The 21,606-nt window shown below is 70.3% G+C and carries 24 protein-coding genes; 4 read left to right on the top strand and 20 right to left on the bottom strand.

Features of this window, described 5'->3' with window-relative positions:
- Nucleotides 1–31: 31 nt before the first annotated feature.
- The 7 genes from V3N99_08820 to V3N99_08790 form a co-directional block, all read right to left on the bottom strand.
- Nucleotides 32–427 (bottom strand): hypothetical protein, encoded by a 396-nt coding sequence (locus V3N99_08820; protein MEO3936846.1) that lies wholly within the window; start codon nt 425–427, stop codon nt 32–34.
- 12 nt (nt 428–439) lie between these two features.
- Entirely contained in the window at nt 440–601 is a 162-nt protein-coding gene (locus V3N99_08815) for a hypothetical protein (protein MEO3936845.1), read from the bottom strand.
- A gap of 198 nt (nt 602–799) precedes the next feature.
- A complete protein-coding gene (locus tag V3N99_08810; GenBank protein MEO3936844.1) occupies nt 800–1,531 on the bottom strand; it encodes a class I SAM-dependent methyltransferase in 732 nt (243 codons plus the stop codon).
- A 154-nt stretch (nt 1,532–1,685) separates the two neighbouring features.
- Nucleotides 1,686–2,555, bottom strand: a complete 870-nt coding sequence (locus tag V3N99_08805; GenBank protein ID MEO3936843.1) for an aminoglycoside phosphotransferase family protein — start codon at nt 2,553–2,555, stop codon at nt 1,686–1,688.
- Between the two features lie 430 nt (nt 2,556–2,985).
- A complete protein-coding gene (locus tag V3N99_08800) occupies nt 2,986–3,279 on the bottom strand; it encodes a hypothetical protein (protein ID MEO3936842.1) in 294 nt (97 codons plus the stop codon).
- Nucleotides 3,270–3,752, bottom strand: coding sequence for a methyltransferase domain-containing protein (locus tag V3N99_08795; protein MEO3936841.1), 483 nt, complete (start codon nt 3,750–3,752; stop codon nt 3,270–3,272). The genes V3N99_08800 and V3N99_08795 overlap by 10 nt, the downstream gene beginning before the upstream one ends.
- Before the next feature lie 14 nt (nt 3,753–3,766).
- Nucleotides 3,767–4,525, bottom strand: a complete 759-nt coding sequence (locus tag V3N99_08790; GenBank protein MEO3936840.1) for a hypothetical protein — start codon at nt 4,523–4,525, stop codon at nt 3,767–3,769.
- Nucleotides 4,526–4,682: 157 nt separating this feature from the next.
- Here V3N99_08790 and V3N99_08785 point away from each other — a divergent pair, with 157 nt between their 5' ends.
- Entirely contained in the window at nt 4,683–5,018 is a 336-nt protein-coding gene (locus V3N99_08785; GenBank protein MEO3936839.1) for a VOC family protein, read from the top strand.
- Nucleotides 5,019–5,235: 217 nt separating this feature from the next.
- On the opposite strand, the gene V3N99_08780 is transcribed toward V3N99_08785, so the two are convergent.
- Entirely contained in the window at nt 5,236–6,051 is an 816-nt protein-coding gene (locus V3N99_08780; protein ID MEO3936838.1) for a class I SAM-dependent methyltransferase, read from the bottom strand.
- On the opposite strand from V3N99_08780, the gene V3N99_08775 reads away from it, so the two are divergent.
- The 3 genes from V3N99_08775 (at nt 6,018) to V3N99_08765 (ending at nt 8,474) form a co-directional block, all read left to right on the top strand.
- Entirely contained in the window at nt 6,018–6,800 is a 783-nt protein-coding gene (locus V3N99_08775; GenBank protein MEO3936837.1) for a shikimate kinase, read from the top strand. The two genes, V3N99_08780 and V3N99_08775, sit on opposite strands and share 34 nt — an antisense overlap.
- Nucleotides 6,801–7,200: 400 nt before the next feature.
- Entirely contained in the window at nt 7,201–7,908 is a 708-nt protein-coding gene (locus V3N99_08770) for an alpha/beta hydrolase-fold protein (GenBank protein ID MEO3936836.1), read from the top strand.
- The gene (locus V3N99_08765; protein ID MEO3936835.1) at nt 7,905–8,474 is read left to right on the top strand and encodes an AAA family ATPase; all 570 of its coding nucleotides are present in this window, start codon (nt 7,905–7,907) and stop codon (nt 8,472–8,474) included. The genes V3N99_08770 and V3N99_08765 overlap by 4 nt, the downstream gene beginning before the upstream one ends.
- Nucleotides 8,475–8,613: 139 nt before the next feature.
- On the opposite strand, the gene V3N99_08760 is transcribed toward V3N99_08765, so the two are convergent.
- From V3N99_08760 to V3N99_08705, 12 genes are all read right to left on the bottom strand, one after another.
- On the bottom strand, nt 8,614–8,865 hold the full coding sequence (locus V3N99_08760; GenBank protein MEO3936834.1) for a hypothetical protein: 252 nt from the start codon (nt 8,863–8,865) through the stop codon (nt 8,614–8,616).
- Nucleotides 8,866–9,215: 350 nt separating this feature from the next.
- Complete coding sequence (locus V3N99_08755; protein ID MEO3936833.1) at nt 9,216–12,092, bottom strand: FtsX-like permease family protein; 2,877 nt, start codon at nt 12,090–12,092, stop codon at nt 9,216–9,218.
- Between the two features lie 152 nt (nt 12,093–12,244).
- Complete coding sequence (locus V3N99_08750; protein ID MEO3936832.1) at nt 12,245–13,012, bottom strand: ABC transporter ATP-binding protein; 768 nt, start codon at nt 13,010–13,012, stop codon at nt 12,245–12,247.
- Nucleotides 13,009–13,650: a PadR family transcriptional regulator gene (locus tag V3N99_08745; protein MEO3936831.1), complete on the bottom strand. Its 642-nt coding sequence runs from the start codon at nt 13,648–13,650 to the stop codon at nt 13,009–13,011. The genes V3N99_08750 and V3N99_08745 overlap by 4 nt, the downstream gene beginning before the upstream one ends.
- Nucleotides 13,651–13,936: 286 nt before the next feature.
- Nucleotides 13,937–14,152 carry a helix-turn-helix domain-containing protein gene (locus tag V3N99_08740; protein ID MEO3936830.1) on the bottom strand — a complete coding sequence of 72 codons (216 nt, stop codon included), beginning with the start codon at nt 14,150–14,152 and terminating at the stop codon, nt 13,937–13,939.
- Between the two features lie 87 nt (nt 14,153–14,239).
- Nucleotides 14,240–15,604, bottom strand: a complete 1,365-nt coding sequence (locus V3N99_08735) for a hypothetical protein (GenBank protein MEO3936829.1) — start codon at nt 15,602–15,604, stop codon at nt 14,240–14,242.
- Nucleotides 15,601–15,924, bottom strand: a complete 324-nt coding sequence (locus tag V3N99_08730) for a hypothetical protein (GenBank protein ID MEO3936828.1) — start codon at nt 15,922–15,924, stop codon at nt 15,601–15,603. Before V3N99_08730 ends, V3N99_08735 begins: the two co-directional genes overlap by 4 nt.
- Nucleotides 15,925–15,962: 38 nt before the next feature.
- The gene (locus tag V3N99_08725) at nt 15,963–17,207 is read right to left on the bottom strand and encodes a CHC2 zinc finger domain-containing protein (GenBank protein ID MEO3936827.1); all 1,245 of its coding nucleotides are present in this window, start codon (nt 17,205–17,207) and stop codon (nt 15,963–15,965) included.
- On the bottom strand, nt 17,207–17,842 hold the full coding sequence (locus tag V3N99_08720) for a hypothetical protein (protein ID MEO3936826.1): 636 nt from the start codon (nt 17,840–17,842) through the stop codon (nt 17,207–17,209). Before V3N99_08720 ends, V3N99_08725 begins: the two co-directional genes overlap by 1 nt.
- Nucleotides 17,843–17,967: 125 nt before the next feature.
- Nucleotides 17,968–18,279: a hypothetical protein gene (locus tag V3N99_08715; protein ID MEO3936825.1), complete on the bottom strand. Its 312-nt coding sequence runs from the start codon at nt 18,277–18,279 to the stop codon at nt 17,968–17,970.
- A 141-nt stretch (nt 18,280–18,420) separates the two neighbouring features.
- Nucleotides 18,421–19,959 carry a TraM recognition domain-containing protein gene (locus V3N99_08710; protein ID MEO3936824.1) on the bottom strand — a complete coding sequence of 513 codons (1,539 nt, stop codon included), beginning with the start codon at nt 19,957–19,959 and terminating at the stop codon, nt 18,421–18,423.
- A 355-nt stretch (nt 19,960–20,314) separates the two neighbouring features.
- Nucleotides 20,315–21,442, bottom strand: coding sequence for an ISAs1 family transposase (locus V3N99_08705; GenBank protein ID MEO3936823.1), 1,128 nt, complete (start codon nt 21,440–21,442; stop codon nt 20,315–20,317).
- Between the last annotated feature and the right edge of the window lie 164 nt (nt 21,443–21,606).

The raw sequence follows: 21,606 nt of genomic DNA, 5'->3' as shown, positions 1-21,606 counted from the left end.
TCTCGCCTCGTCGTGAGCACGCGTCCATGGGTCAGTCGGCCGGGTTGACGATCGTCTCAAACTGTGGCGGCCACCCCGGCCGTGGCAACCATCCCCCGGCACCAGCCACGCGCCACCCGTCGGGCCCGTGCTGCAACAGCAGGGACAATCCACTGACCGACTGCCCCGGCTGCCACACGTGAACCCCATGCTCGTCGAGATCCAACTGATCCTGCGGGATTAGCAGGATCAGCTCCAAGTCCAAGCCCATCGGCCGCGGCTGCGTAGCCGCACCGAGCTTCTCACCGCCAACCACCTCCGTCGTCACGCTGCGTACCGCCCGCTCCGATACCCGCGCCACGTGTACCCAGAGGGGATGCGTCGGCGAGGGTGCTGCGAGTTCCGCTGCAAGGTCGTCACGTGTACCGGTCACCGACGGGTCGGACATAACCGCCGGATTCTATATAATCCAGTCTTGCACGCACACCAGACGGAAATCGTCAGCCATCGCCGTCCACGCCGCATCAAAGCGGCCGTGGCGGATCGTCTGCACCCAAGCCAACGCCGCGGTCGCCGCCGGCGCGGTCCCGAGCGCACCAGCCAGGTCGAAGTCGTCGTCCATCAATCCAGTGTGACAGCCGCCGAGATGGAGCGAGGGTCTCACCGGACCTACCCCGTCCCGGCTCTGATAGCTGTCCCGATAGCCGAACCACGTTCGCAATGAGGTTGTCTCCATCCTTAAGGTCGTCGACGTCTGCGGTCTCGTCCCGCAGGGGATCCCGATGTGGCACGCCCGCGTGCCGATCGGCGCTGGCCAGACTCAGGCTGGCTTGCGCCAGACTGAGACGTGGGTCTCGCTGTCGTTGGTGAAGGGGTTGCCGTTCCAGTCGGCGACTCGGGACTCGAGATCCATCCCGGCCAGCTGGGCCATGAGGTCGCACTCGGCCGGCCAGATGTAGCGGAAGTTGCTGGCGCCGTAAGTCACGGTGTCGTCGGGGTGTCGTGAGTAGTGATGGGACGTGCCCTGCTGGGTGGTCATGTCGTACGTGTCGAAGCCGACGTGTCGTTGCCCGACGTGGAAGGGCACGGCTTCCTGACCGGGCGGGAAGCGTCGGATGCCAGGGACCCACAGCTCGATGACGAATCGTCCCCCCGGCGCGAGATGGCGCGCCGCGTTGCGGAAGCAGGCGACCTGCTCGCCCTGGGTCCGAAGGTTCCCGATGCCGTTCCACGCGATGTAGACGAGCGAGAACTGCCCGGGCACCGTGCTGGTCGCCATGTCACCGACCACGACGGGGATGTCCGTCCGCTTCTCTCGCAGCTTGTCGACCATCGGCTGCGAGAGCTCGATGCCGCTCACCGGGACACCCCGTTCAACCAACGGGATCGCGACCCGTCCGGTCCCGATCGCGAGCTCCAGCACCGGGCCCTCACCGGCCAGCTCGGCCAGGAAGCGGACCGCCGGCTCCAGGACCTCCGGCGCGAACATGAAAGCCGAGGTCTCGTCGTAGTGCTCAGCCGTCTCGGCATCCCAGAGGTCGCTGCTCGTCATGGGGGCAGACTGGCACATGACGACCCGTCCGGAACACCCAGTTTCGTCACGATGGACGACTCCCCGGTAGCGGGCTCGGTGTCGGCGTTGCCGGGTGCGGCGCGCAAGAGCATCTCGTGGTCTCGCAGCCGCGGGGTGCGACACCGGGCTGCTGTCAGTCGTCCCGATAGTCCGCAATGACGTCGTCGAGCGCGCGCGCCTGGTGCGGGTACAGCTTGCTGGTCGGGTCGCACAGCGTCACCAGCGCCTTCCACAGCGCCCACCCTCTGCCCCGCGCCCACGCGTCGTCGGGAAGCGCGGCCGCGTCCCGGAAGATGCCGCGCTCGGCGTCGGTGAACATGGTCCAGGCGATCACCAGGTCGCACGCGGGATCGCCCACCCCGCAGGTGCCGAAGTCGATCACCGCGACCAGGCGCCCGCCGTCGGTCAGGATGTTGCCCAGTGCGACGTCTCCGTGGAACCAGACCGGGTCGCTCGGCCACGCCGTACGGACGACTTCGGCCCAGATGGCGTGGCAGGCCTCGACGTCCACCTCGTTCGCGAGCTGCCCGAGAGCCTGCTGGACCTGGTCGCCGTAGACGCTGGGGTGAGTGCCGCGGTAGAAGGAATGCGCCCCGGCTGCTGGCCCCTGGCCCGTCGGGACCGCCCTCAGCTCGCGCAAAAACACGCCCAGCTCCTTGGCCAGGGCGACACGGTCGAGGTCGGGGTCTCGGTCGGGTGTGGTGCCGGTGATCCAGCGCCGTACCGACCACGGGTACGGGTACTGTTCGCTCGGCACCCCGGTCGCGACCGGGACGGGGACACCGGTGGTGAGGTGACGCGCCATCACCGGCAGGCACAGGTCCTCCTTGACGACGCCCGCGACGTACCCCTCGGCGCTCGGCAGGCGCACCGCCAGCTCCTCACCTAGCCGGAACGTGCGGTTGTCGTTTCCCTGCTCGGGCACCGGGGTCACCGTGAGCTCGGCCCACTGCGGAAACTGTTGCCTGATCAACTTGCGCACGGTCTCGCGGCTGATCTCCATGGGGGCGAGTCTCCCGCAGCAACCCTTCGGGCCATCCGGGTGAGGGACCTGACCGCCACCGCTAGGGTCAAACCATCCCACAACGACACCGACCAGGGGCTCCGGTCAGACCCGTCGACGGGTCGGGATGGGCCTTTACGTCATCGCGCTGACGCTCAGCGTCGCGGCCGTGGTGCAGGCGTTCCGTGATGCGCCGACCACGGTGTCGTCGTCCCTGACGTTCCTCGACGTCGTCTGTGGTCTTGCCGGCCTCGGATTAGCACGCACTGCACACCGGTAGACCGTCATCGCGCCGTCGGGACCCTGCGCCGCTGTGGGCCGGGCCACGGCAGGAGCCATCCAAGAAGTCACGCAAACTCGGCTCGAGAGTGGCTGAGGCGCAACATGTCAGGGCGCCGGGCACCCGGTTGGCGGTGGCGTGTGGTCAGACTCAGCGCCCGGGGGCGGTCGCGGTGGCCAGCACGCGGCGCAGCGCGTCATGGGTGGCCAGGGCGCGCACCCCCTCGTCGTGGAACGACCGAAGCGCGGCGTCGTTGTCCCCGGGGTCGAGGGCCACCGCCTCCATCCACATCGCGTGCTCGGCCGTACGCCAGGCCTTCCGCTCGACGACGACGACGTCGGTGAAACCGGCGTGGGTCAGTCCTTCGCGCAGGTCGAGCGACCGCAACCTGGCGGGCACCGTCGGGTCGTCGGGGATGCGCGCCTCCCAGCAGGTCAACGCCACCCGGCCACCGGACCGCACCACCCTGGCCAGCTCGCCGTACGCCGCCTGCGCAGGATCAGCGAACTGAACAGCGTCGACGACGATCGCCGCGTCGACCGAGGCCGACGCCAGCCCGGTGGCCTCCAGCCGGCCGACAGCGAACTCGGCTGCCGCTGGAGGTGGGCGGCCTGCCCCCGGGCCTGCCGCACGGCCTCGGGCGAGAAGTCGAGCCCCAAGAGTCGCGCTCCCGTCCGGGACGCGATCTCGAGTCCGTAGCCGCCGCGACCACACGCGAGGTCCAGCAGCAGGTCACCAGGAGATAGCCGGAGCGAGGAGACGACCTCGGCAATCCCCTCCCAGGTCAGCAGGCTCGTCGAGAGCAGCTGCGGCGGGAGTCCCAGGTGGCGCTGCTCGATCTGGTCCTTGAGGGGTGTTCTGCCCATGTCGGTGTACCAGCCGTCGAAGTAGGCAGCTCTGTCAAGGCTGGTCGGCATCCCCCTACCCTGTCCTATTGTCCCCTCACCGTGGTTCCCCCCTGGTCCGGTGATCCTGGGCATCTTCTCACGAGCGCCTCGGATAGCACCCGCAGCCAATTCGCCCGCAGCGGCGTCCCAATGGCGGATCCCCCTAAGGCCAAGACCACGCCTAGGAAGGGCACCATCGACCCGGCCATATAGCGCTGCAAGAACCGCGCCATCAACCGCTGCAAGTCACAACCGGATCTGCCGCTGAGCGTGCCGGGTCTCCACTCTTGATGGCGTCCGCGATCTGGAGGGCGGCCTGACCGGGTGTGAGGTGCGTGGTGTCGACGACCTCGGCCTCGCCGTGCAGCCAAAGTGCGGGCCGCTTCGGCGTAGGGCTCGAGATAGTTCAGACGGAATGAGGAGGGCCCGAGGCGGGTGTCGCCCTCGATGCGTTTGCGGAGGGTGTCTTGCTCAGCGTGGAGGACGAAGTGCCGCACCGGGATGGCATGTTGGGCGAGGCCCGAGCTGATCTCGCGCCAGTACTCCTCCACCAGCACGGTCATAGGCATCACCAAGGTGCCGCCGGTGAAGTCGAGTACGTGGCGGGCGGTCTCGACCACGAGCGGTCGCCACGGCGGCCAGTGCTGGAAGTTGTCCGTGCTGGGCAACCCTGGCGTGATGTCCATGAGTGTCTCGCCGACCTTCTCAGCATCGAAGACTCGTGAGTTCGGGATCAGCTCCTGCACAAGGGCGCTGGTCGTAGTCTTGCCTCCGCCGTAGGTGCCGTTGAGCCATATGATCACGGATTCCGACGCTACCAGCGTCCGGGCGAGACGCACTCACATGCCGCGTTGGGAGCGCGTTCCCGGTCCGGGGTTCTCCAGTGGTACGTCGGCGACAACCACCCGACACGAACGGATATGCCGATGACAGGGCATCGACTCGACGTAGCGTGACCGCATGGTTTCGTTCATCAAGTCGGTCACCTTCGACTGCCGCGAGCCTCTGCGGATGGCGGCATTCTGGGCCTCGGCCTTAAGTTCGAATGTCGATGAGGACAGCACCCCTGACCGGGCCTGGGTTGAACCTGCTGGTTGGGGCGGACCCTCTCTCTGGTTCGTACGCGTTCCTGAGGGCAAGACGGCGAAGAACCGTCAACACTTCGATCTACGTCCCGCGTCAAGCCACGAAGAGGAGGTTCGTCGGCTGCTGTCGCTTGGAGCAAATCTGACCCGCGACGACGGCGACCTCGCCGTCATGACTGACCCTGAGGGCAACGAGTTCTGCGTCGGGTGAAGCCTCGGCCGCGCCTCACATGCCGCGTTGCGCGCGCGTTCCCGGGCAGGGATCCGCGTACGGCGATCGGAAGACGTGGCGTCGAGCGGTGTCCGCTGCTCTCGCGAACAGTTCCGCCTGCGAGACGGGCCTTGCCGGCCACCGGCCTCTGACGCGCCGGCTTGACGGTCATAGCGACGGAAGGACGCAGCCTATGACCTGGGGCATAGCGCACGGATCACAGCAGATGCGGGCGTACGTCCTCCACGCGGTGTGAGGGTTCGCCTGCTGTCGACCGGGTTCGGACGGCGTCGACTCTGCGCGGACCGGTGGCGCGGTGGGCCAGGAAGACGAGCTCCTTTCCCGGGCGGTCAGGTGCGTCGCGCACGTCGACGAGGTCGAAGCCGTGCTCGCTCAGATCCTGCTCGATCTCATCGCGGCCCCGGAAACGCAGCGTGGACGCCGACGCGATGACCTGGCCACCCACCGTCGTCTGCGACTCGAAGGTCACCAGCGGCGGAGCGACCTCGGTCACAGTCCGCCCCACGATCACGCTGTTTCCGTCAGCCAGGTCAATCGTCGTCAGCGCGACATGCCATTGTTCCCAGTCGCGGACCTCCGGTCGGCGGGTCTCGAACACGAACCAGCCACCGAGGTGCAGGCAGTCGTGCACGGCTTCCAGCGTCGTGCTCCAGTCTGCGTCGGAGACGAACACCTGCGCGACGTTCCCTGTCATCACCACGAGGTCGGCTCCGACTTCCCGTCCCACGAGGGCGGTGGCGTCACCCTGCACCCAGGTCACGCTCTCCGCCAGCGGCTTCGTCCGGGCGATGTCCAACGAGGCACCGGCAGGGTCGACGCCGATCACGGTCCTGCCGGTCCGCGCCAACCGGACGGCCAGTGAACCCGTCCCGCACCCGATGTCGACCACCCGGCCGGCACACAGCTCGTCAGCGAGGTCGACATACGCATCGAGGTCGCAGCGGTCGTCGTCGAGGACGTCGTACAGGGCGGCGAGGCGTGGGTCCGCAAAGACGGGGTCGGGTGGGCGCACCCCAACAATCTAGGGAGTCGTCCCCGAAGCGGCACCTGCTCATCCTGGATGCGGTACAGCGCGCGCCCCGGGACGGGCGCGCTTGCGAGAAACACAGACCCAACAGGAAAACCGTTGGCCAGGGCTCGCTGAGGACGGCCCAACCGGAGGAGCAGCCGGTGTTGACTAGGGGTGTGACTCTGGTCCTGATCGGTCCGCCGGGAGCGGGTAAGTCGACGGTCGGCCCCTTGGTCGCGTCGGCCCTGGGCGTGGCGTTCGTCGACGCCGACGAGGCTTCACTTCCGTACTACGAGGAGGCCGGCTGGCCGCTGACCCGTTTCGCCGACCTCATCGAGGTCGCCGGCTACGAGCGGGCGCATCTGGCGTGGGAGGAGGCGCTGGCCCATGCCGTCCCACGGCTCCTGCACGAGCATCGTCACGCCGTCATCGCGTTCGGAGCGGGCCACACCCACGTCACCACCCCGGCCGGGCGAGCCATCATCGAACGGACCCTGCAGGATCACACGGTCGTCCTCCTCCGCCCGGCCCACGACCCAGCCGCCTCAGTCGCCGAACTGCGGTGGAGGTGCGTCGCCGGTAAAGGGCGCGACTGGATCCGCGACGGGGTCGACTGGCTGGACCGGTGGAGCAGGGATGGGCTGGACGACCACCTCGCGACTAAGACGGTCTACACGATGGGCAGGTCGCCGACGCAGGTCGCGTCCGACGTCCAGCTAGCCATGACAAGCGCCATCGCCAAGCCATTCTGACCAAGGGGAGGTCGGTCGGCGCGCCGTGGTCCGCAACGTGCCCCGAAGCGGACGTTACGATCCCCGCCCGCCCCTGACTGTCGCGGTGAGACGAGACCGAGGGTTCACCCTCCGCGGCGGAGCAGGACCCGCCGCACCCGCGGCGGTAGGACGCATCGGCGATCTCCCCATCCCGAGATTCCGGACGCTCGAAGGAATGCGCTGGCGTTCTCGATTGCTGGGCGTCTAGGTTCGCCAGCGTGCCCACCGTTGCCTACCGGCCCCTGCCCATCGACCAGGCCGAGGTGCGTGACGACTGCGGCCTGACTCGCAGCGCCGAGCCGACGTCGTCTCGGGAGAGAGCGTCGAGCTCGTCCTGCCAGCCAGCGCGATCTATCCGGGCACGACGCGTCGGGTCTGGATGCATGTCCCGGCCGGGCACGACGCCACGGCGCCGACCCGGGTGGTCGTGTTCCAGGACGGGTGGTGGTACCTCGACCCCGAGGGTCAGGTGCGGGCCGGCATCGTGCTCGACAACCTCGTCGCCTCCGGCGAGCTGCCCGCGACGATCGGCGTCTTCGTCGACCCGGGGGTCTTCGCCGGCGTGCAGGACCCGGATGAGCGCAAGAACCGCAACGCCGAGTACGACGCGTTCGACGGGCGCTACGTGAGGTTCCTCCTCGAGGAGGTCCTGCCGCTGGTCGAGGCCCGGTGGGTGCTGAGCCACGATCCCGCCGAACGGGCGATCTGTGGTGGCAGCAGCGGGGGCAGCTGCGCCTTCACCGCCGCCTGGCTGCGGCCGGAGCAGTTCGGCCGTGTCATCGCGTTCCTGTCCAGCTTCGCCCAGATGCCCGACGGCAACCCCTACCCCGAGCTCATCCCCGCCACGAAGCGCAAGCCGCTGCGGATCTTCCTGCAGGCGGGCCACCGCGACCTCAACTGGGACCAGCCGAAGCGGAACTGGCTGGCGCACAACCTGCGCGTCTCGGCGGCCCTGGCCGAGGCAGGCTACGACTTCCGGCTCGTCCTGGGCGACGGCGGGCACAACCCGAATCACGGCGGGGTCCTGCTGCCGGACGCGCTGCGCTGGGCCTTCCGCACGGCCAACGCCGGGACCCGGGTCGCATGACCACCCCCGAGGCGTGGCCCAGTCCGCTCGATGGCGGGCGGGCCGCGGTGCTCATCACCGGCACCCCCGGGGCCGGTAAGACGACCGTCGCCCAAGGTGTGGCTCGTGCACTGTCCCGGTCCGCGGTCGTCAATGGGGATGCCGTCGCGCGGCTCGTCGTCGGTGGCTACGTCTGGCCGCTGGGAGATCCGCCGGCCGAGGCGGCCCACCAGGTGGCGCTGTGCAACGACAACATCTGCTCGCTCGCCACCAACTTCATGGCCGCCGGCTTCACCCCGGTCATCGACTGGATCGTGCCGGACGCCGACCAGCTGGACGTCTTCCGCGCGTCGCTCGGTTCACGGCTGCGACTCGTCGTGCTGGATCCAGATGCCGCCACCTGCGTCGCCCGCGACCTGCAGCGACCACCGCTCGAGCAGTTCGCCTTCGACGGTCACGACCAATTGCGGGCGACCATGTGGAAGGGCATCGCCTCACGAGGCTGGTGGCTCGACTCGTCTGACCTCGACGCCGACAGCACCATCCGCCATATCCTGCACAGCGCGTACGACGTCGGGGACTGCTGATGACCCATGACCCCACGTTCCTGAGGGTGAGGCTTCCTTTGGATCTGTTGCCGCTGGGGTAGTCGCTACGCGGCGGTCTGCAGCAGGTCTCTACGTCGGATGAGATCTCCCGGAATTGCCGATAAGCGCCCTCTCGTCGTCAGAGGGGATCGGTGAAGGTGATTGGCTTGCCCGCTGCTTGGGCGTAGGAGATTTCTCTCCGCGTCGACTCCCCGACGTACCCGCCGAGGTTGACGATCAAGACTCGGTCGGCCAGGTCGATCTTGCGCAGGTGGAGAGCGTCCAGGACGGCGTTCTGCTTGGAGGTGGGCGACTCGTCCACCTCGCTCGGGGCGACGACGAGGGCTCCGGCGAAGGTCAGCTCACGGTTCACCGCACGCATCTCGGTCATGAACCTTGCCGACCCACAGATACAGACGATCTCAGGACGCTTGGCCACGACTCGACCCTATCGACGTAAGCCCATGCCGCGATCCGGGGGCGGTCGACAGGCGGCGGAGTCGGACAGCCAAACTTCCGGCGATACCACGCCGTCCAGGTGCGGCCGGGTCCTGAGGCTGCTGGGACCACGGTGCTCGGGTGCAGGTGCACCCCGTCACGGAGGGGGAAGGCAGATGCCCGGCGACCGTTCATCTGGGCCCCAGCCGCGCCGGGCCTGGGCGCCACGGGGCAGGTTACGCCCGCTCTTGACGTGGGGTACTGAAGTCGCGGGTGGCTGACCCGGGATGAGGTCACTATTCGTCATGTGAGGCGGCGTGTGACTGTGGGTGAGGCGCGGATGCACGCGGCGGCAAGGAGGGCGGCGGCCAGCGGCACCACGACGACCGGCACGAGGAGGTCGAGCCACGGCAGGACGACGGTGGGCCCGACTTGCAGGGTGTCGTAGTGGTGCGGAGAGGTGTCCAACCGGGCCGTGAGCAGGCCCGGCACCAGCCCCACGACGATCCCGAGGAGCACCCCGGCCAGGGCGAGGAAGCCCGCCTGCGCCCCGGCGATCCGACGCCGGGTGCCCCGGGTCGCACCGACCGCGGCGAGGGTGCCGGAGAAGGCCTGGCTCTCAGTCTGCGAGAGGGCGGTGGCGATGAGGGTCGCGACGAGGGTGAGAAAGGCGACTACGCCGATGGCGATGAGCGACACGAGCCGCAGGGTCTGGTCGCCGTCGTAGCCGCGCTCGACGGAGATCCGCGCCCCGGGCAGCTGCCGGTCGAGGGCAGCCTGAACAGAGCCCTCTACGGCCGGGCTGATCGACCCGGCCGGGTCCCAGGCGGCCGTGTAGCTGAGGGTAGTGGGCCAGCCGTGCGCCGTGGCCGTGGTGGGGGTCAGGACGGCCCCGGGCGCGTGGAGGGTGGTGAACCGCGACCGGTCGATGGCGAGGGCCGGCACTTTCGTCATGGTGGGGGTCCCGTCGACCCGGGTGGCTGGCTCGGCGACAGCGACACCGTTGCTGGCCCCGGCGCCGCCGGCTGAGGCGGCGACCAGGCGGGCGTCGACCATGGCCACGGTGCCGTCCACGATGTCGACGGTGGCCTCTGCGGGCTCCACGGACGCCGTCGTCCCGGGAGTCTCGATTGTGCGGGGTGGGCGGCCCGGGCCGGCGACGACGAGCATGGAGCCGTGGTCAAGGGCGTCGCGCTCACGCTCGTTGAGGTCGAGCGCCCGCGCGAGGTAGTCGGCGTCGGCCACGAGCATGTGGCTCGAGGGAGCCGTCATCAGGCTGCTCAGCGAGGTGCACCGGCCCATCGTCGGGGTGTCGACCGGCATCGGTCCGGTCACGTCGCGGGTGACGACCGAGACGGGACACCCGGTGCGCAGGGCGGCGACGACCCGTGACGGCCCGGTGGGGGAGTCGCCCCCGCTCACGTCGGCAATCGCCGACACCCGCAGGTCCGGCGCCGCACCCCTGACCACCGTCGCGAGGGTGAGGGCACCGGCAGTCCCTTCGAGTGCGCCGTCGACGTTGCCGTCGCCCAAGGAGAGGCTGGCTGTGCCGGGAGGCACCGACGGCTGGTAGGCCAGCCGGTCGTGGCGGGCGCTGCTCGCGGTGACAACGAGCACCGTCGTGAGGACTGCGGCGGCCGCCATCACGGCCGCGACGGTCGGGGTGGCCCGCCCGCGCTGGCGGGCGGCGTCGCGGGTGGCCATGCGCACGGTGACCGGCAGCTCACGGGTGAGGCGACCCAGCCCGGCGAGGGCGGCCGGGATGACGGACAGCGCACCGACGACCAGCATCAGCACGCCGCCCGTGATGCCGATCAGCGCCTGCGGCTGGGAGGTGTTGCCGGCGTAGGTGAAGCCCCAGGCCATGACACTGGTGCCCCCCAGCAGGAGTAGGGCACCGACGACCGGCAGCCCGCGGTGCAGCCTGGCCGGCATCTCCTGCCCGCGCATGACCTGCACGACGTCGAGCCGCCCGAGACCACGGGCCGGCAGCACGGCGGCGACGACCGAGCTGATCACGGCGGAGCCGACGACGATAGCGACCGGCGCGGTCGGCACGTCGTACGGCCCCCACCAGGTGCCGGGCTGGTGCTGGGCGAGCCACCGCAGCAGCAGCCAGGAGCCGCCGAGGCCGACGGCTGCGCCTAGGAGGGCGGCGAGGACGCCGAGGACGAGGGCCTGGCCGAGCATTGTGCGACGCAGTTGTGCGGTGGTCGCGCCGTTGGCGGCGGTCAGGGCGAGGGTGCGGCGCTGACGGGCCGCGCTGACGGCGAAGGCCGGGCCAGCCAGCAGGCTGGTCAGGAGCAGCAGCCCCACCGCGACCAGCGCCGTGTACGCGGAGAAGGCGCCTCCGTTCGGGTCGTCGGGATAGCCGGAGCTGCCGGCGTTGAGGCGCTCGTCAACCACGCCCAGGCCGTGGTCGTTCAGGGCGCTCACCTCCGCAGAGGTGAGGGGCGCAGGGCGGTCGAGGAGGTACTGCACCCCCAGGGGCTCGACGAAATTGCGGGTGCCTCCGGTCGCGGGGTCGACGCGCCCGAGGGCGTCGGGCAGGGTGACGAGGTCGGCCGGTTGGACATTGCCCGTGTCGTCGCTGGTGAAGGCGGTGGCCGTGCCCACGACGGTGAGGGCGCGCGGCTCGACGGCCCCGGTCGGTGTCGTCGCGGCCTTGTCCGCCTTGTCGGGGGACGGGATCGCGGTGACCCGGCCCGTGGTCGGCAGGCCGTGGCCCGACCCCACCGGGGTGACGACCACCTCGTCTGCGCTCGAAGGCCAGCGCCCACTCAGCAAGGTCGCGCGACCGCCCAGGAACGGGTGGGCCGCAACGTCCGCCCCGAGGACGGAGACCGACACCCGACGCGAGCCCAGCACCGCCCGGGCACTGCTCGAGGTCACCCGGGCGACCGCCCCTCCGGTGAGGGCCTGCAGCGCCGTCGCTTCGTGGCCCGCTGACCACCCGGGGACGGGTGTGGCACGACGGGCCGGTGGCTCGCTGTCGAGGCACTGGGGCTGACAGTGCTGCGCGTAGAACTCCTGGTTGCTGGCGACGGTCCCGTCACCCTCGATCCTGACCATCCCGACGGCGCCGCCCAACGCGAGCTGCAGCTGCTCCGACGACGACACCTGCTCGCTCGAGATCAGGACGACGCCGCCGATCACCGCCACGACGGGCAGAAACACCATGACGACGATAAGCGCAGACCGCCCCCGGTGGCGGCGCACGTCGCGCCGCCCCATCCGGATAGCGACCCGCCACGACGACCACCAGCTCGCGAAGCGCGAGTCCTCCCGCTCCGACCCGACGGCTTCCCGTCTCGTGAATGCGGCCGTCGCGGTCACGTCAGGCCCCCCGTGGTGCTCGAGGTCAGCAGCTGTTCGGGCTGGTCGCGCTCACCGGTGGAGTCGACCACCCGCCCGTCGCGCAGGAAGACCACCCGGTCGGCCCAGGCGGCGTGCCGGGCCTCGTGAGTCACGAGCAGACCGGCTGCCCCCTCGTCGCAGCGGCGGCGCAGCACAGCGAGCACCTCGTCGCCGGTGTGCGAGTCGAGCGCGCCGGTGGGCTCGTCGGCGAGGACGAGCCGACGCCGTCCGACCAGGGCCCGGGCGATGGCGACGCGCTGCTGCTGCCCACCCGACATCTGGTCGGGGAAGCGGTCGGCCAGCTCGCGCAGGCCCAGCTGGTCCAGCGCGTCGAGCGCGTTGCGGCGGGCGTGCCGCACCGAGTCGCCGTCGAGCTCGAGCGGCAGCCCGATGTTCTCGACCGCGGTGAGGCTGGGGATGAGGTTGAGGTCCTGGAAGACGAAGCCGACCCGGCGTCGCCGCAGCCGAGCGAGGTCACCGGACTTGAGGCTGCCGACGTCGGTGCCGTGGATGCGCACGCTGCCGCTCGTCGGGCGGTCGAGCCCACCCGCGAGGTTCAGCAGCGACGACTTGCCCGACCCGCTGGGACCCATCACGGCCACGAGCTCGCCGGCGCGCACGGTGAGGCTGACCCCGTCAAGCGCCCACACCTGCGTAGCGCCGCCGCCGTGCACCCGGGTGACGTCGTCCAGCACGAGGACCGCGTCGGACGACGGCTCCTGCGTGCGGGTCTGCTTGCTCATCGGTGGCTCCCCCGAGTGGTCGATGTCGTCGTGGCAGTGGCGATTTCCGTATGCAGCTCCGCCCCCCGTCGTCGCGCCACCGGTCGGCTGAGGGCCTCCCGGGCCACCCGGCTCTCCACGTGGTCGAGCCACCGCGCCTCCGCCTCCGCGGCGAAGAGGTGGTGCTCCAGCACCAGCGCCCAAGCCAGGGTGTCGTCCGCGGCACCAGCCCGGGACGCCGCGCCGTCGGCCTTGAGGCGGGTGAGGTCGCGCAGGTGGCGCAGGGTCGCCGTCCGCTGCGTCTGCACGACGGCGGCCACGTCGACGCCCGGCGCGGCCACCGCCAGCGCGAGCTTGATCACCAGCTCCTCGCGCGGGGTGTCGCTGCGCGCGACCGGCGTCATCCACCACTGCCTGGCGGCCTCCTGCCCTGCGTCGGTCAGCTGGTAGACGATGCGGCCCTCGTCGTCGGGACGGGTGGTCGTGCCCCCGAGCGGCTCGACCAGCCCGTCCCGCTCCAACCGGGCGAGGGTCGTGTAGACCTGCCCGACGTTGAGCGGCCACGTTCCCCCGGTGCGGGTCTCGAACTCCGCGCGCAAACGCGCGCCATACATCGGCTCCTGCGCAAGCAGTGCCATCAGTCCCTGACGAACGGACATCGTCGACCCCCTATACCCGGTATGTAACCGCCAGCTCGTACGGTATACCGGGTATCCACCTGGGGGCAAGGGTGGGTGCGCACCGCCCAGAATGAGCTTCGCCCAAGCCGTAGCGGAAGATCTGGGCATCCCGAGTGGCGCGTCTATCTGGGCCGGTGTGACGCTACCTAACGTGGGCGCTATGTCCCCCCCCCGGGCACTGGGCTGAACGGGCGAGTCAAAGCTTGATGTGCGCCCGTGGCAGCGCCCAAGTCGTCGTGGTGTCGGGTCCTGCCCGTGCTACCCATCAGTCAAGGTCAGCCGTGTCATGGCTTCGGGTGACCTCCCGGAGCCGGCCGACGAAGTCATCGAGAGCATCGATCGGGATCCTCCGCAGACGCCCGATCGCGATCGACTCAATGTCGCCGCAACGGACCAAGGCGTACACCATGGTGCGGCCGATTCCGAGGCGTTCGGCGGCTTCCTTGACCGTGAGGACGATTCGCTCCGCCTGAATGGTCATGGTTCCTCCTGAACTCGGGCGACCTTGTGCACCGACCACGTCGCGTTGGAGGCACCCGTGGCCGTCGGCTGCCCTCCAAGGAGCGATTCAGAGGAGGGCGAATCCCCGCGGAGCGACGTCAGGACCCCGACGTCCAGGATGCCTCACCGCCAGCTGGTGGGCGGCGGCCCGGGAGGCACTCCCGGCCTCGAACCATCGCGCCTGGAGGTCGGGTGCGTCGAGGATGCCGAGGGAGACAGCCCTCGTCCCGGTTCGCCGTTTCAGGCGTTCGAGGGGGTCGGCCAGGCGGTCAACGGGGCCGAAGAGAAGGTGGGATCTCAGCAGTCGGATCGGCAGGTCGCTGGTCTCGGCCGCCAGTTCGGCTGTGGTGATCGCGAGGGCAACCAGGTCGCTGAGGGTCCGCTCCGGGTCCAGCTCGGCCGTGGCAGCCAGGGTGGGGGGCGCTGCCACAGCTTTGAGCGCGTCCAGGAGCCGTCGGCTCTCGGAGAGGAACTCATGGGTGGGGCGGGTGAGCGTCGTGAGCCCGGCCCATTGCCGGTCGGCGGCCCGGAAGGCCCGGGCGGCGTCCGCGAGGTCGGGCACCAGCTCAGCTTCGCGGGCGAGGCCTGGGCCGTTTTGAACCATCTCGGCGGTCAGGCCGTAGAGGTGGGCGCCTTGGTTGGCGATCACGCGCAGGACGTCCACGCTAGGGATCAGCCTGCCCACCTCGGCCTGTGCTGCGTTAGTCCAGTCGACTCGGGCAGTTTCGAGGCGGTCGTTGACTCCGTGAGAGGCCCGATCCGGGAGGGTCGCGGTGACACGGTTGAGGGTTGCCGTGGTGGCGGATCGTTCGCCGATGAGGCGTATCGAGCGCTCGGCCCATTGTCCGACGGCTAGGACGCGGTCGGCGTCGTCGAGGTTGCCGACGGAGAGGGTGTGCCGGCCAGCGACGGCGGCCACGCTGAGAACCCTGGTGGTGGCATCAGCCAGGTCGCCCTGCCCGGAGGTGACGACCCAGGGGGATGCGTCGACGAGGAGGTCGGCGAGGGCTCCGAGGGTGCAGGTCAGCCGTGCGAGAGGGTCCGGGTCGGTGGCGGACGGGAGGTCGAGGTCGGGGAGGGTCGCCGTGGACGTGCCGTGGTCATTCGTGGCATCCAGGTGACCTCCAGCCGCAGTTTCGGGGACCAGGCCGAGGCCGGTCGGCCTGGCCGACCGGGGAGCCAGGTTCACGGCAGTGGTTCTGCCCCGCGACGGTTGTGGGTAGGTCAGTGCCGCGCTCAGGAGCTGGTTGCGGCGTTCGCTCCGGTGGGGGATGTTGCACCCCCGCCGGCCCAGGAGGTTGGTCAGCAGCCGGTGGACGGTGTGGTCGAACGCGTCCCACTGGCCTCGGGTGGGGGTGTTGTCGCTGCGGCGAAGGTCCCGGGTCAGGGCGTGGGCCCGGTCGAGAAGGTCGGCGGCGGTGGTGGTGCTCATGGTCGTGCCTGGGTGGCGATACCGGTGGCGATACGGCGCAGGTCGTGGATGTGCCATTCCAGGAGCGGCAGGTCGGCTGGCCCGTCGCCGGGCTCGATGGACTCCAGTGACTCCAGGCTGGCGGTGAGGCTGGACGCGACGTCGGCGTCGGCGTCGGGCTGGGCTGGGGTTGGCGAGATGAGGGCGGCGGTGGCGCGGGCCAGGGCGGCGATCGTCAGCAGCTCGGGGGCGGGGCTGTCACCGGCCTGGTGTTCGGCTGCGGCTGCCGCCAGGTACAGATATCCCGCGGCCTCGTGCAGGCGTTGGTCGGTGCTGGTCATGAGGGTGCTCTTTCGATCGGCTGCCGGGGTGTCCGGCGTCAGCGAAGGGTGGGCGTGCGTGCGGTGGTGAAGACGTGGACGACGTTCCGGGCGGCGTGCGGTGTGGCGACGGCCGTCGCTGGCCGCGGTTGGGCCGGGCCGGGCTGCACGTTGAGGCCGGTGTGGCGGGCGTCGGGGTCGAACGCGGCCAGGCCGTCGGGTCCGTGGAGGGCCAGCCAGTCAGCGGGGTCGAGCCCGTCGGGCAGCCGGGTGACCAGTGCGGGCCGGTGATGGCCGCGGCCTACGGCGTCGACCCACCGCTTCGTGCCCTCGAGGCCGGCGGGGTCTGCGTCGAGGGCGATGACGATGTGCCCGGGGGCGTGGGTGACGACCTGGTTGACCTGGGCGGCGGTGGCGGTGGTCCCCAACGCGCTGACAGCGGTGATCGCCCCGGGCCGGTTGGCCGTCGCGCTCGACGCGGCGATGGCGAGGGCGTCGAGGGGCCCTTCGACGATGATGGTGGTGCGAGCCCAGCGGCCGGAGCGTGGGGTGTAGAGCGCGCTCGCCTTGGCGAAGGTGGGGGTGTGGGTCGGGTTGCGGTACTTGGGTGCTCGTGGGTTGCCGGCGGTGTCCCGGCCGACAAACCCCGTGAGGTCATCGTGGTGGTCCCTGATGGGCAGGATGAGCCGGTCGCGCAGGGTGTCGATCAGGGTGCCTCGTCGGGTCGTCTGGGCCAGGTCCACGGCCAGCAGCTCCGCGTCGGTGATCCCTTCGCTACGCAGGTGATCGGTCAGGCCGGTCCAGCCGGATCCGCTGTGTCCTGCCATGGCAGCGCCGGCGTGGGATTCGAGGGCGTCGATGTCGATGCTTCGGTGGTGGCGCAGCCAGCTGAGGGCGACGGCGTGCCCGACGGGCCGGGTGTAGTACGACCAGGCGAGCTCGTTGATGACCCGTGCCCGCTGGGCCGAGATGTCGGCGGTGGGCGGGCCGGGTCGCAACGCGATGACCGGCGCAGTGCGGGCTGGCGTGCTGGCCCCGTTCAGGCGGGCGACGGCGTCGCGGAAGGGCAGGTCGTAGCGGAGCCGGACGAAGTCGATGACGTCGCCGTGCGCTCCGCACCCGAAACAGTGGAACCGGTCGGCGACGCCTCCGACAGACAGGGACGCGGTGGCGTCGTCGTGGAAGGGGCATCGGCCCATCCAGCCTCTACCCGCCCGGTGGAGGTCGACGCCGGCGTCGGCGACGACGTCTTCGATGGGGTGCTGGTCGCGCACCCGGTCGACGTCGACCGTGGCGGTGCTCATCAAAGCACCGGTCCTAGATCCGGCGCCGCTCCGTGGGCCGACCGCCCGGCCCTGATGTCGTGCACCACGTGGGCGAAGCGGTCGACCGGCAGGTGCGGATCGAGGGCCAGCGCGGCGGCTACCGCCGTCTCCACGGTGTTGGCGTCGATGCTGTCGGCGAGGACTGTGTACTCGTCCCAGGTGCGGTCGTAGGCGTAGAGCAGACCGTCGGTGCCGTCGCGGGGTCGCCGATGGGAGAGGCGGATGTCCTGCTGTACGCCCCACCGGGCGCCGAGGGCGTGGTCGATGCCGGGGTATGTGGAGGTGACCTGTTCGAAAGAGACCGGGCCGGTCCAGGTCAGACCGTTGCGGGCCTCGGCCTCGGCCTGCGGCCTCGGGTCGAGCGCGGCCATGAGGTCGGCGACGTCCTGTGCCCCGTTGGTGATGAGGTCGTCGACACGGCCGTCGGCGGCTCGGGCCGAGTCGCCGAGGCAACCGGTGGCCAGCACGGCGACCGCATAGATGCCCGCGTTGCGGGTGCCCTTGAGGTACCAGTAGTCGGCGGGGTGGTCGTGGTTCATCCCGCGTTGGGCGCCGAGGGCCAAGCTCAGCAGCTGCGCGCGCTGGTGGCCGTGCTCAGGCGTGGTGTCAAACATGGTGGCCCTTCCCACACGGCCCGGTGCCGCGTTCCTCTACGTCCACCGTGGTGAGGGGGCACCAAGCGGGCCGTTGGGCACTGGAAACTGTTGCCCGCCAACCCATTGCGCACTCAGCTCACGGGTTACCGACGCCGGCCCGCGTCGCGGTGCTCCTGGACTGAGCACTGGGTCAGTGCGGCTAGCTCCTTGAGCAGGGCCTCGATCTCGCGGTAGGCGCGGAACCAGTCGACCGCCTCGGTTGGTGCCGCGGTCAACGCGAACGAGGCGCGTTCGTGGTCGCGGAGCGCCGCCAGCGCCTCGAGCATGCCGTTGTGTCGCTCCCAGCACGGCGGGATGACGCGGACCTCGATCGAGAACCGGTCGACGAGCTGGGCGACCCATTCGCGCAGGTCGGTCAGGAGGGCGTCGCGCTGGTACTCGTCCAGAGACGGCACGTGAACGGCGGCGGTGAGCCGGAACCCGTCTGGTTCACCGTGCCCTGGGGCACTCATCGCGCTCCCTGTTGTCGCTGTGGCGGGCGACGAGCGGGGTGTCCGTCGGGGAGTGACGCCCGGACGGCATACGCGGCTGGCGGGTCAAGCACGCTGGCCCGCACGCAGATCCTCTTCGACGGCGGCTCGGTCGGCGGTGAGCTGGGTGGCGTCCGAGCGGGCGGTCCACCGGCGCAGGGTCAGGTGGATCGGTGGCGCGGAGCGCAGCAGCAGGATCGCGGTGCTGAACGGCAGGGTCCGCAACGCGGCAGGCTCGAGGATCGGGACCTTGTGGGTGGAGGTTGAGGTGGAGCGGTGTCCATCCCCGGTGTGGCTGCTGGTGGTGGTGTGCTCGTCACGTTGTCCGACCAGGGTGGACAGGTCCTGCAGGTCGCGGGCGTTGGAGCCGCCGCCGAGGATGACCTTGACGATGGCGGCCTCCCAGATGGCCGACGCGGCGTGTTCGCCCCACACGTCTCGCGCCTGGGCCAGGGACTGCAGGACGACCGCGGTGCTGATGCCCGTCCCGCCGCCGTCGGACATCAGGGAGGGCAGAGAAGGCAGCGAGTAGTTGGCCGCCTCGTCCAGGACCAAGGTCAGCGGCGGGTTGAGCCGGGCGGCCGGGGATCTGGCGGCGAGACGGCGTGCGGTCTCGACGACGTCCTCGACGAACGCAGCAACCAGGCCGGCGGTGGCAGCGGTACCGGTGGAGGTCCCCAGGAGGTAGACGGTTCCGCCCCCCCGTAGAAACGTCTCGGGGTCGAACTCCTCACCTGGGGTCGGCGAGAGGGCGTCCAGGACCTTCGGGTCGGCGAGGGCAGTGAAGGCGATCGTCACCATGGCCCAGACCGAGTCCCGTTGGCGGGAGTCGGAGTTGATGATCGCGTCCAACGCCTGGTGCCACGCGGTGGCCGCGTCCGGGTGGGTGGCCAGGATCATCGTCGCCTCCCGCGCCTGGACCGCGGACAGGGACCACCGGTAGAGGTCGGCGGTGGTGACCTCGCCGAGTCCGGCGGCGTGCAGCAGACAGCGGACGGCCTGCTCGGCGGAGGCTTGCCAGAACGTCGAGTCCGTCGTGCCGGCAGCGGTTCCAGCGGTGAGCGCCTTGGCACGGACCATGGCGACGTGGGGGTCATGGCAGCCACGAATAGGGGACCAGCGCGTCGCGGAGGGGATGCCGGGCGCGAGGCCCTGCGGGTCGAACACCGCCACCGGCCCCCTTCGGCTGCGGTCGTGCAGGGTGACGGCGAGACTATCCGGGCGGGTGCTCGTGGTGAGCACGGCACCGGGTGCGTCGAGGATCATCGGGATCGCCAGGTGGAGGCCCTTGCCCGATCGCGGCGGTCCGAGGACGATGACCGAGTCCTCGATGGAGGAGAAGCACCGGATGCCTCGGGACGTGCCGAGCTGGAACCCGACACCGGTGATCGTAGACGGGGCCCATCCGGGCCGCAGGATGTGGGCGCGGGCCGACAACTGCCGGTCCCCGGCCACCCGCCGGACGATCCGCGCCGGGGCGCAGCCCTCGGGGATGTCCGGGACCCGCGGTGTCGCGACCCGCAGGCGATACGCCAAGGCGGCCAGCGCCACGCCGACCAGGACAACCGCGATGGTGCAGGACCAGTACAGCCAAGGGGGCGCCATCGGATGGCCCCAAGCGCGTGCCGGGTCGCCGGGGGTCAGGAGTGCCAGGAGCGGAGCCGCAGACGAGACCGCCGGAACCCCTCGCCCAGTCAGGACGGAGGACAGGGCTGCACCAGACCACAGCGCTCCCCAAACGACAAGGACACCAGGGATGGCGCCCGCAAAGACGCGGTCGTCGTATCTCAGTGGTGTGCCCTGGTGCACGATGTCCTCCGATGCTCCGTTTCAGAGCACACGGATGCGACGGGTCACCATCGGCGCCGCTCAGCTGAACATGGCCGGCCTGGACATCAGCCTCAACGACTCTTGGATCGACCCCGCGCCCAGGGCCCCGGAAAGGTCGCGTTTTAGCAGGTCAACAGGCATGTGAGGGCTCGTTCGGGGTTGCGCGGGCGTGGTGTCGTAGGGCTTGAGCGATGTTGTCCCAGCCGGTCAGGCGCAGGACGCTGATGGCGGTGTTCCGCAGGGTGGCCATGATCCGGGGTGTGTGGCCGGTGCGGACCTGGGAGCGGTCTTCGTCGAAGGAGACGTCGCGCACCCAGTGCAGCCGGTTCTCGATGGCCCAGTGGTTTTGGACCCAGGAGGCGAGGACGGCCGGTGGGGCGGTGGTGTGGGTCGCGGACGTGATCAGGTACACGACCTCGACGGTCTTTGTCCCGGCGCGGGTCACGGTCCGGCGGAGCTGGGCGACCTGGGCCGCGCCGGCGAAGCCGATCCAGGTCGGGGCGGTCAGGGACTTGATGGTGCGGGTCGCCCGCCGATCACGGTTGGTCACGGTCGTGGTGTGCGGCGGGACGTCCTTCCAGGGCAGGGCCTTGAGCTGCCGCTGGAGGGTGGGGGTGTTGCCCTTGACGGTGAAGACGTACGCGCCGCCGGCGGTGGTGATCGCGTCTGCGGTGTCGGTCTGGGTGTGCATGGCGTCGACGGTCACGACGACACCGGTGAGGTCGAAACACGCGAGCAGGTCTCGTACGGCGGGGATCTCGTTACTCTTCACCGCGACGGCGACCTGCCCGACCACGGTCCCGGTGGTGTGGTCGAGCGCGGCGACCAGGTGCGGTGCGCTCGTCGTCGCGGTGCGGGCACCGCGGACGGTTTTCCCGTCGAGGGCGATGACCCGCTGCCCGTTCACGTCGTCCGTGCGGGTCCACAGCCACGCCCCGAGGACGCGGTCCAGTGCGTCGGCGTCGACGCGGGCGAAGAGCTTGCGCAGGGTCGGCTCGTCCGGGCTGGCCACGACGCCCAGCCCGATCCTGGTCCGGTGGTCCAGGGGTAAGTCACCAGCCCATTCAGCGATCGCGGCGAACGACTGCGCTCCAGCCATCACCGCGGTCACCGCCACCGCGAGGATCCCCGCCAACGGGTAGCGCACCCCCCGGGGATCACGCGGGTCGGGCACCGTCTCGAGCAGCTCCAGAAGGTGGGTGACCCGAGTGCCCCGCTCGGGTTGCGTGGCGGCAGGGGTGATCGGCGAAGATGACATCGGCGGGTGTGGTCCTTGCTGAGACGGTGGCCTGAAGAACTTCCATCTCAGCCCCTGGGGCCACACCCGTCCCACACGCCACGCCGGTCACACCCACGTAAAGACCCAGGTCACAGCCCTACCGACCGACCTTTCCGGGACCCTGACCCCGCGCCGTTCCCACT

The sequence above is a fragment of the Dermatophilaceae bacterium Soc4.6 genome (genome assembly GCA_039889245.1).
Classification (GTDB): domain Bacteria; phylum Actinomycetota; class Actinomycetes; order Actinomycetales; family Dermatophilaceae; genus Lapillicoccus.
This window is presented reverse-complemented; position numbering and strand designations above follow the sequence as displayed.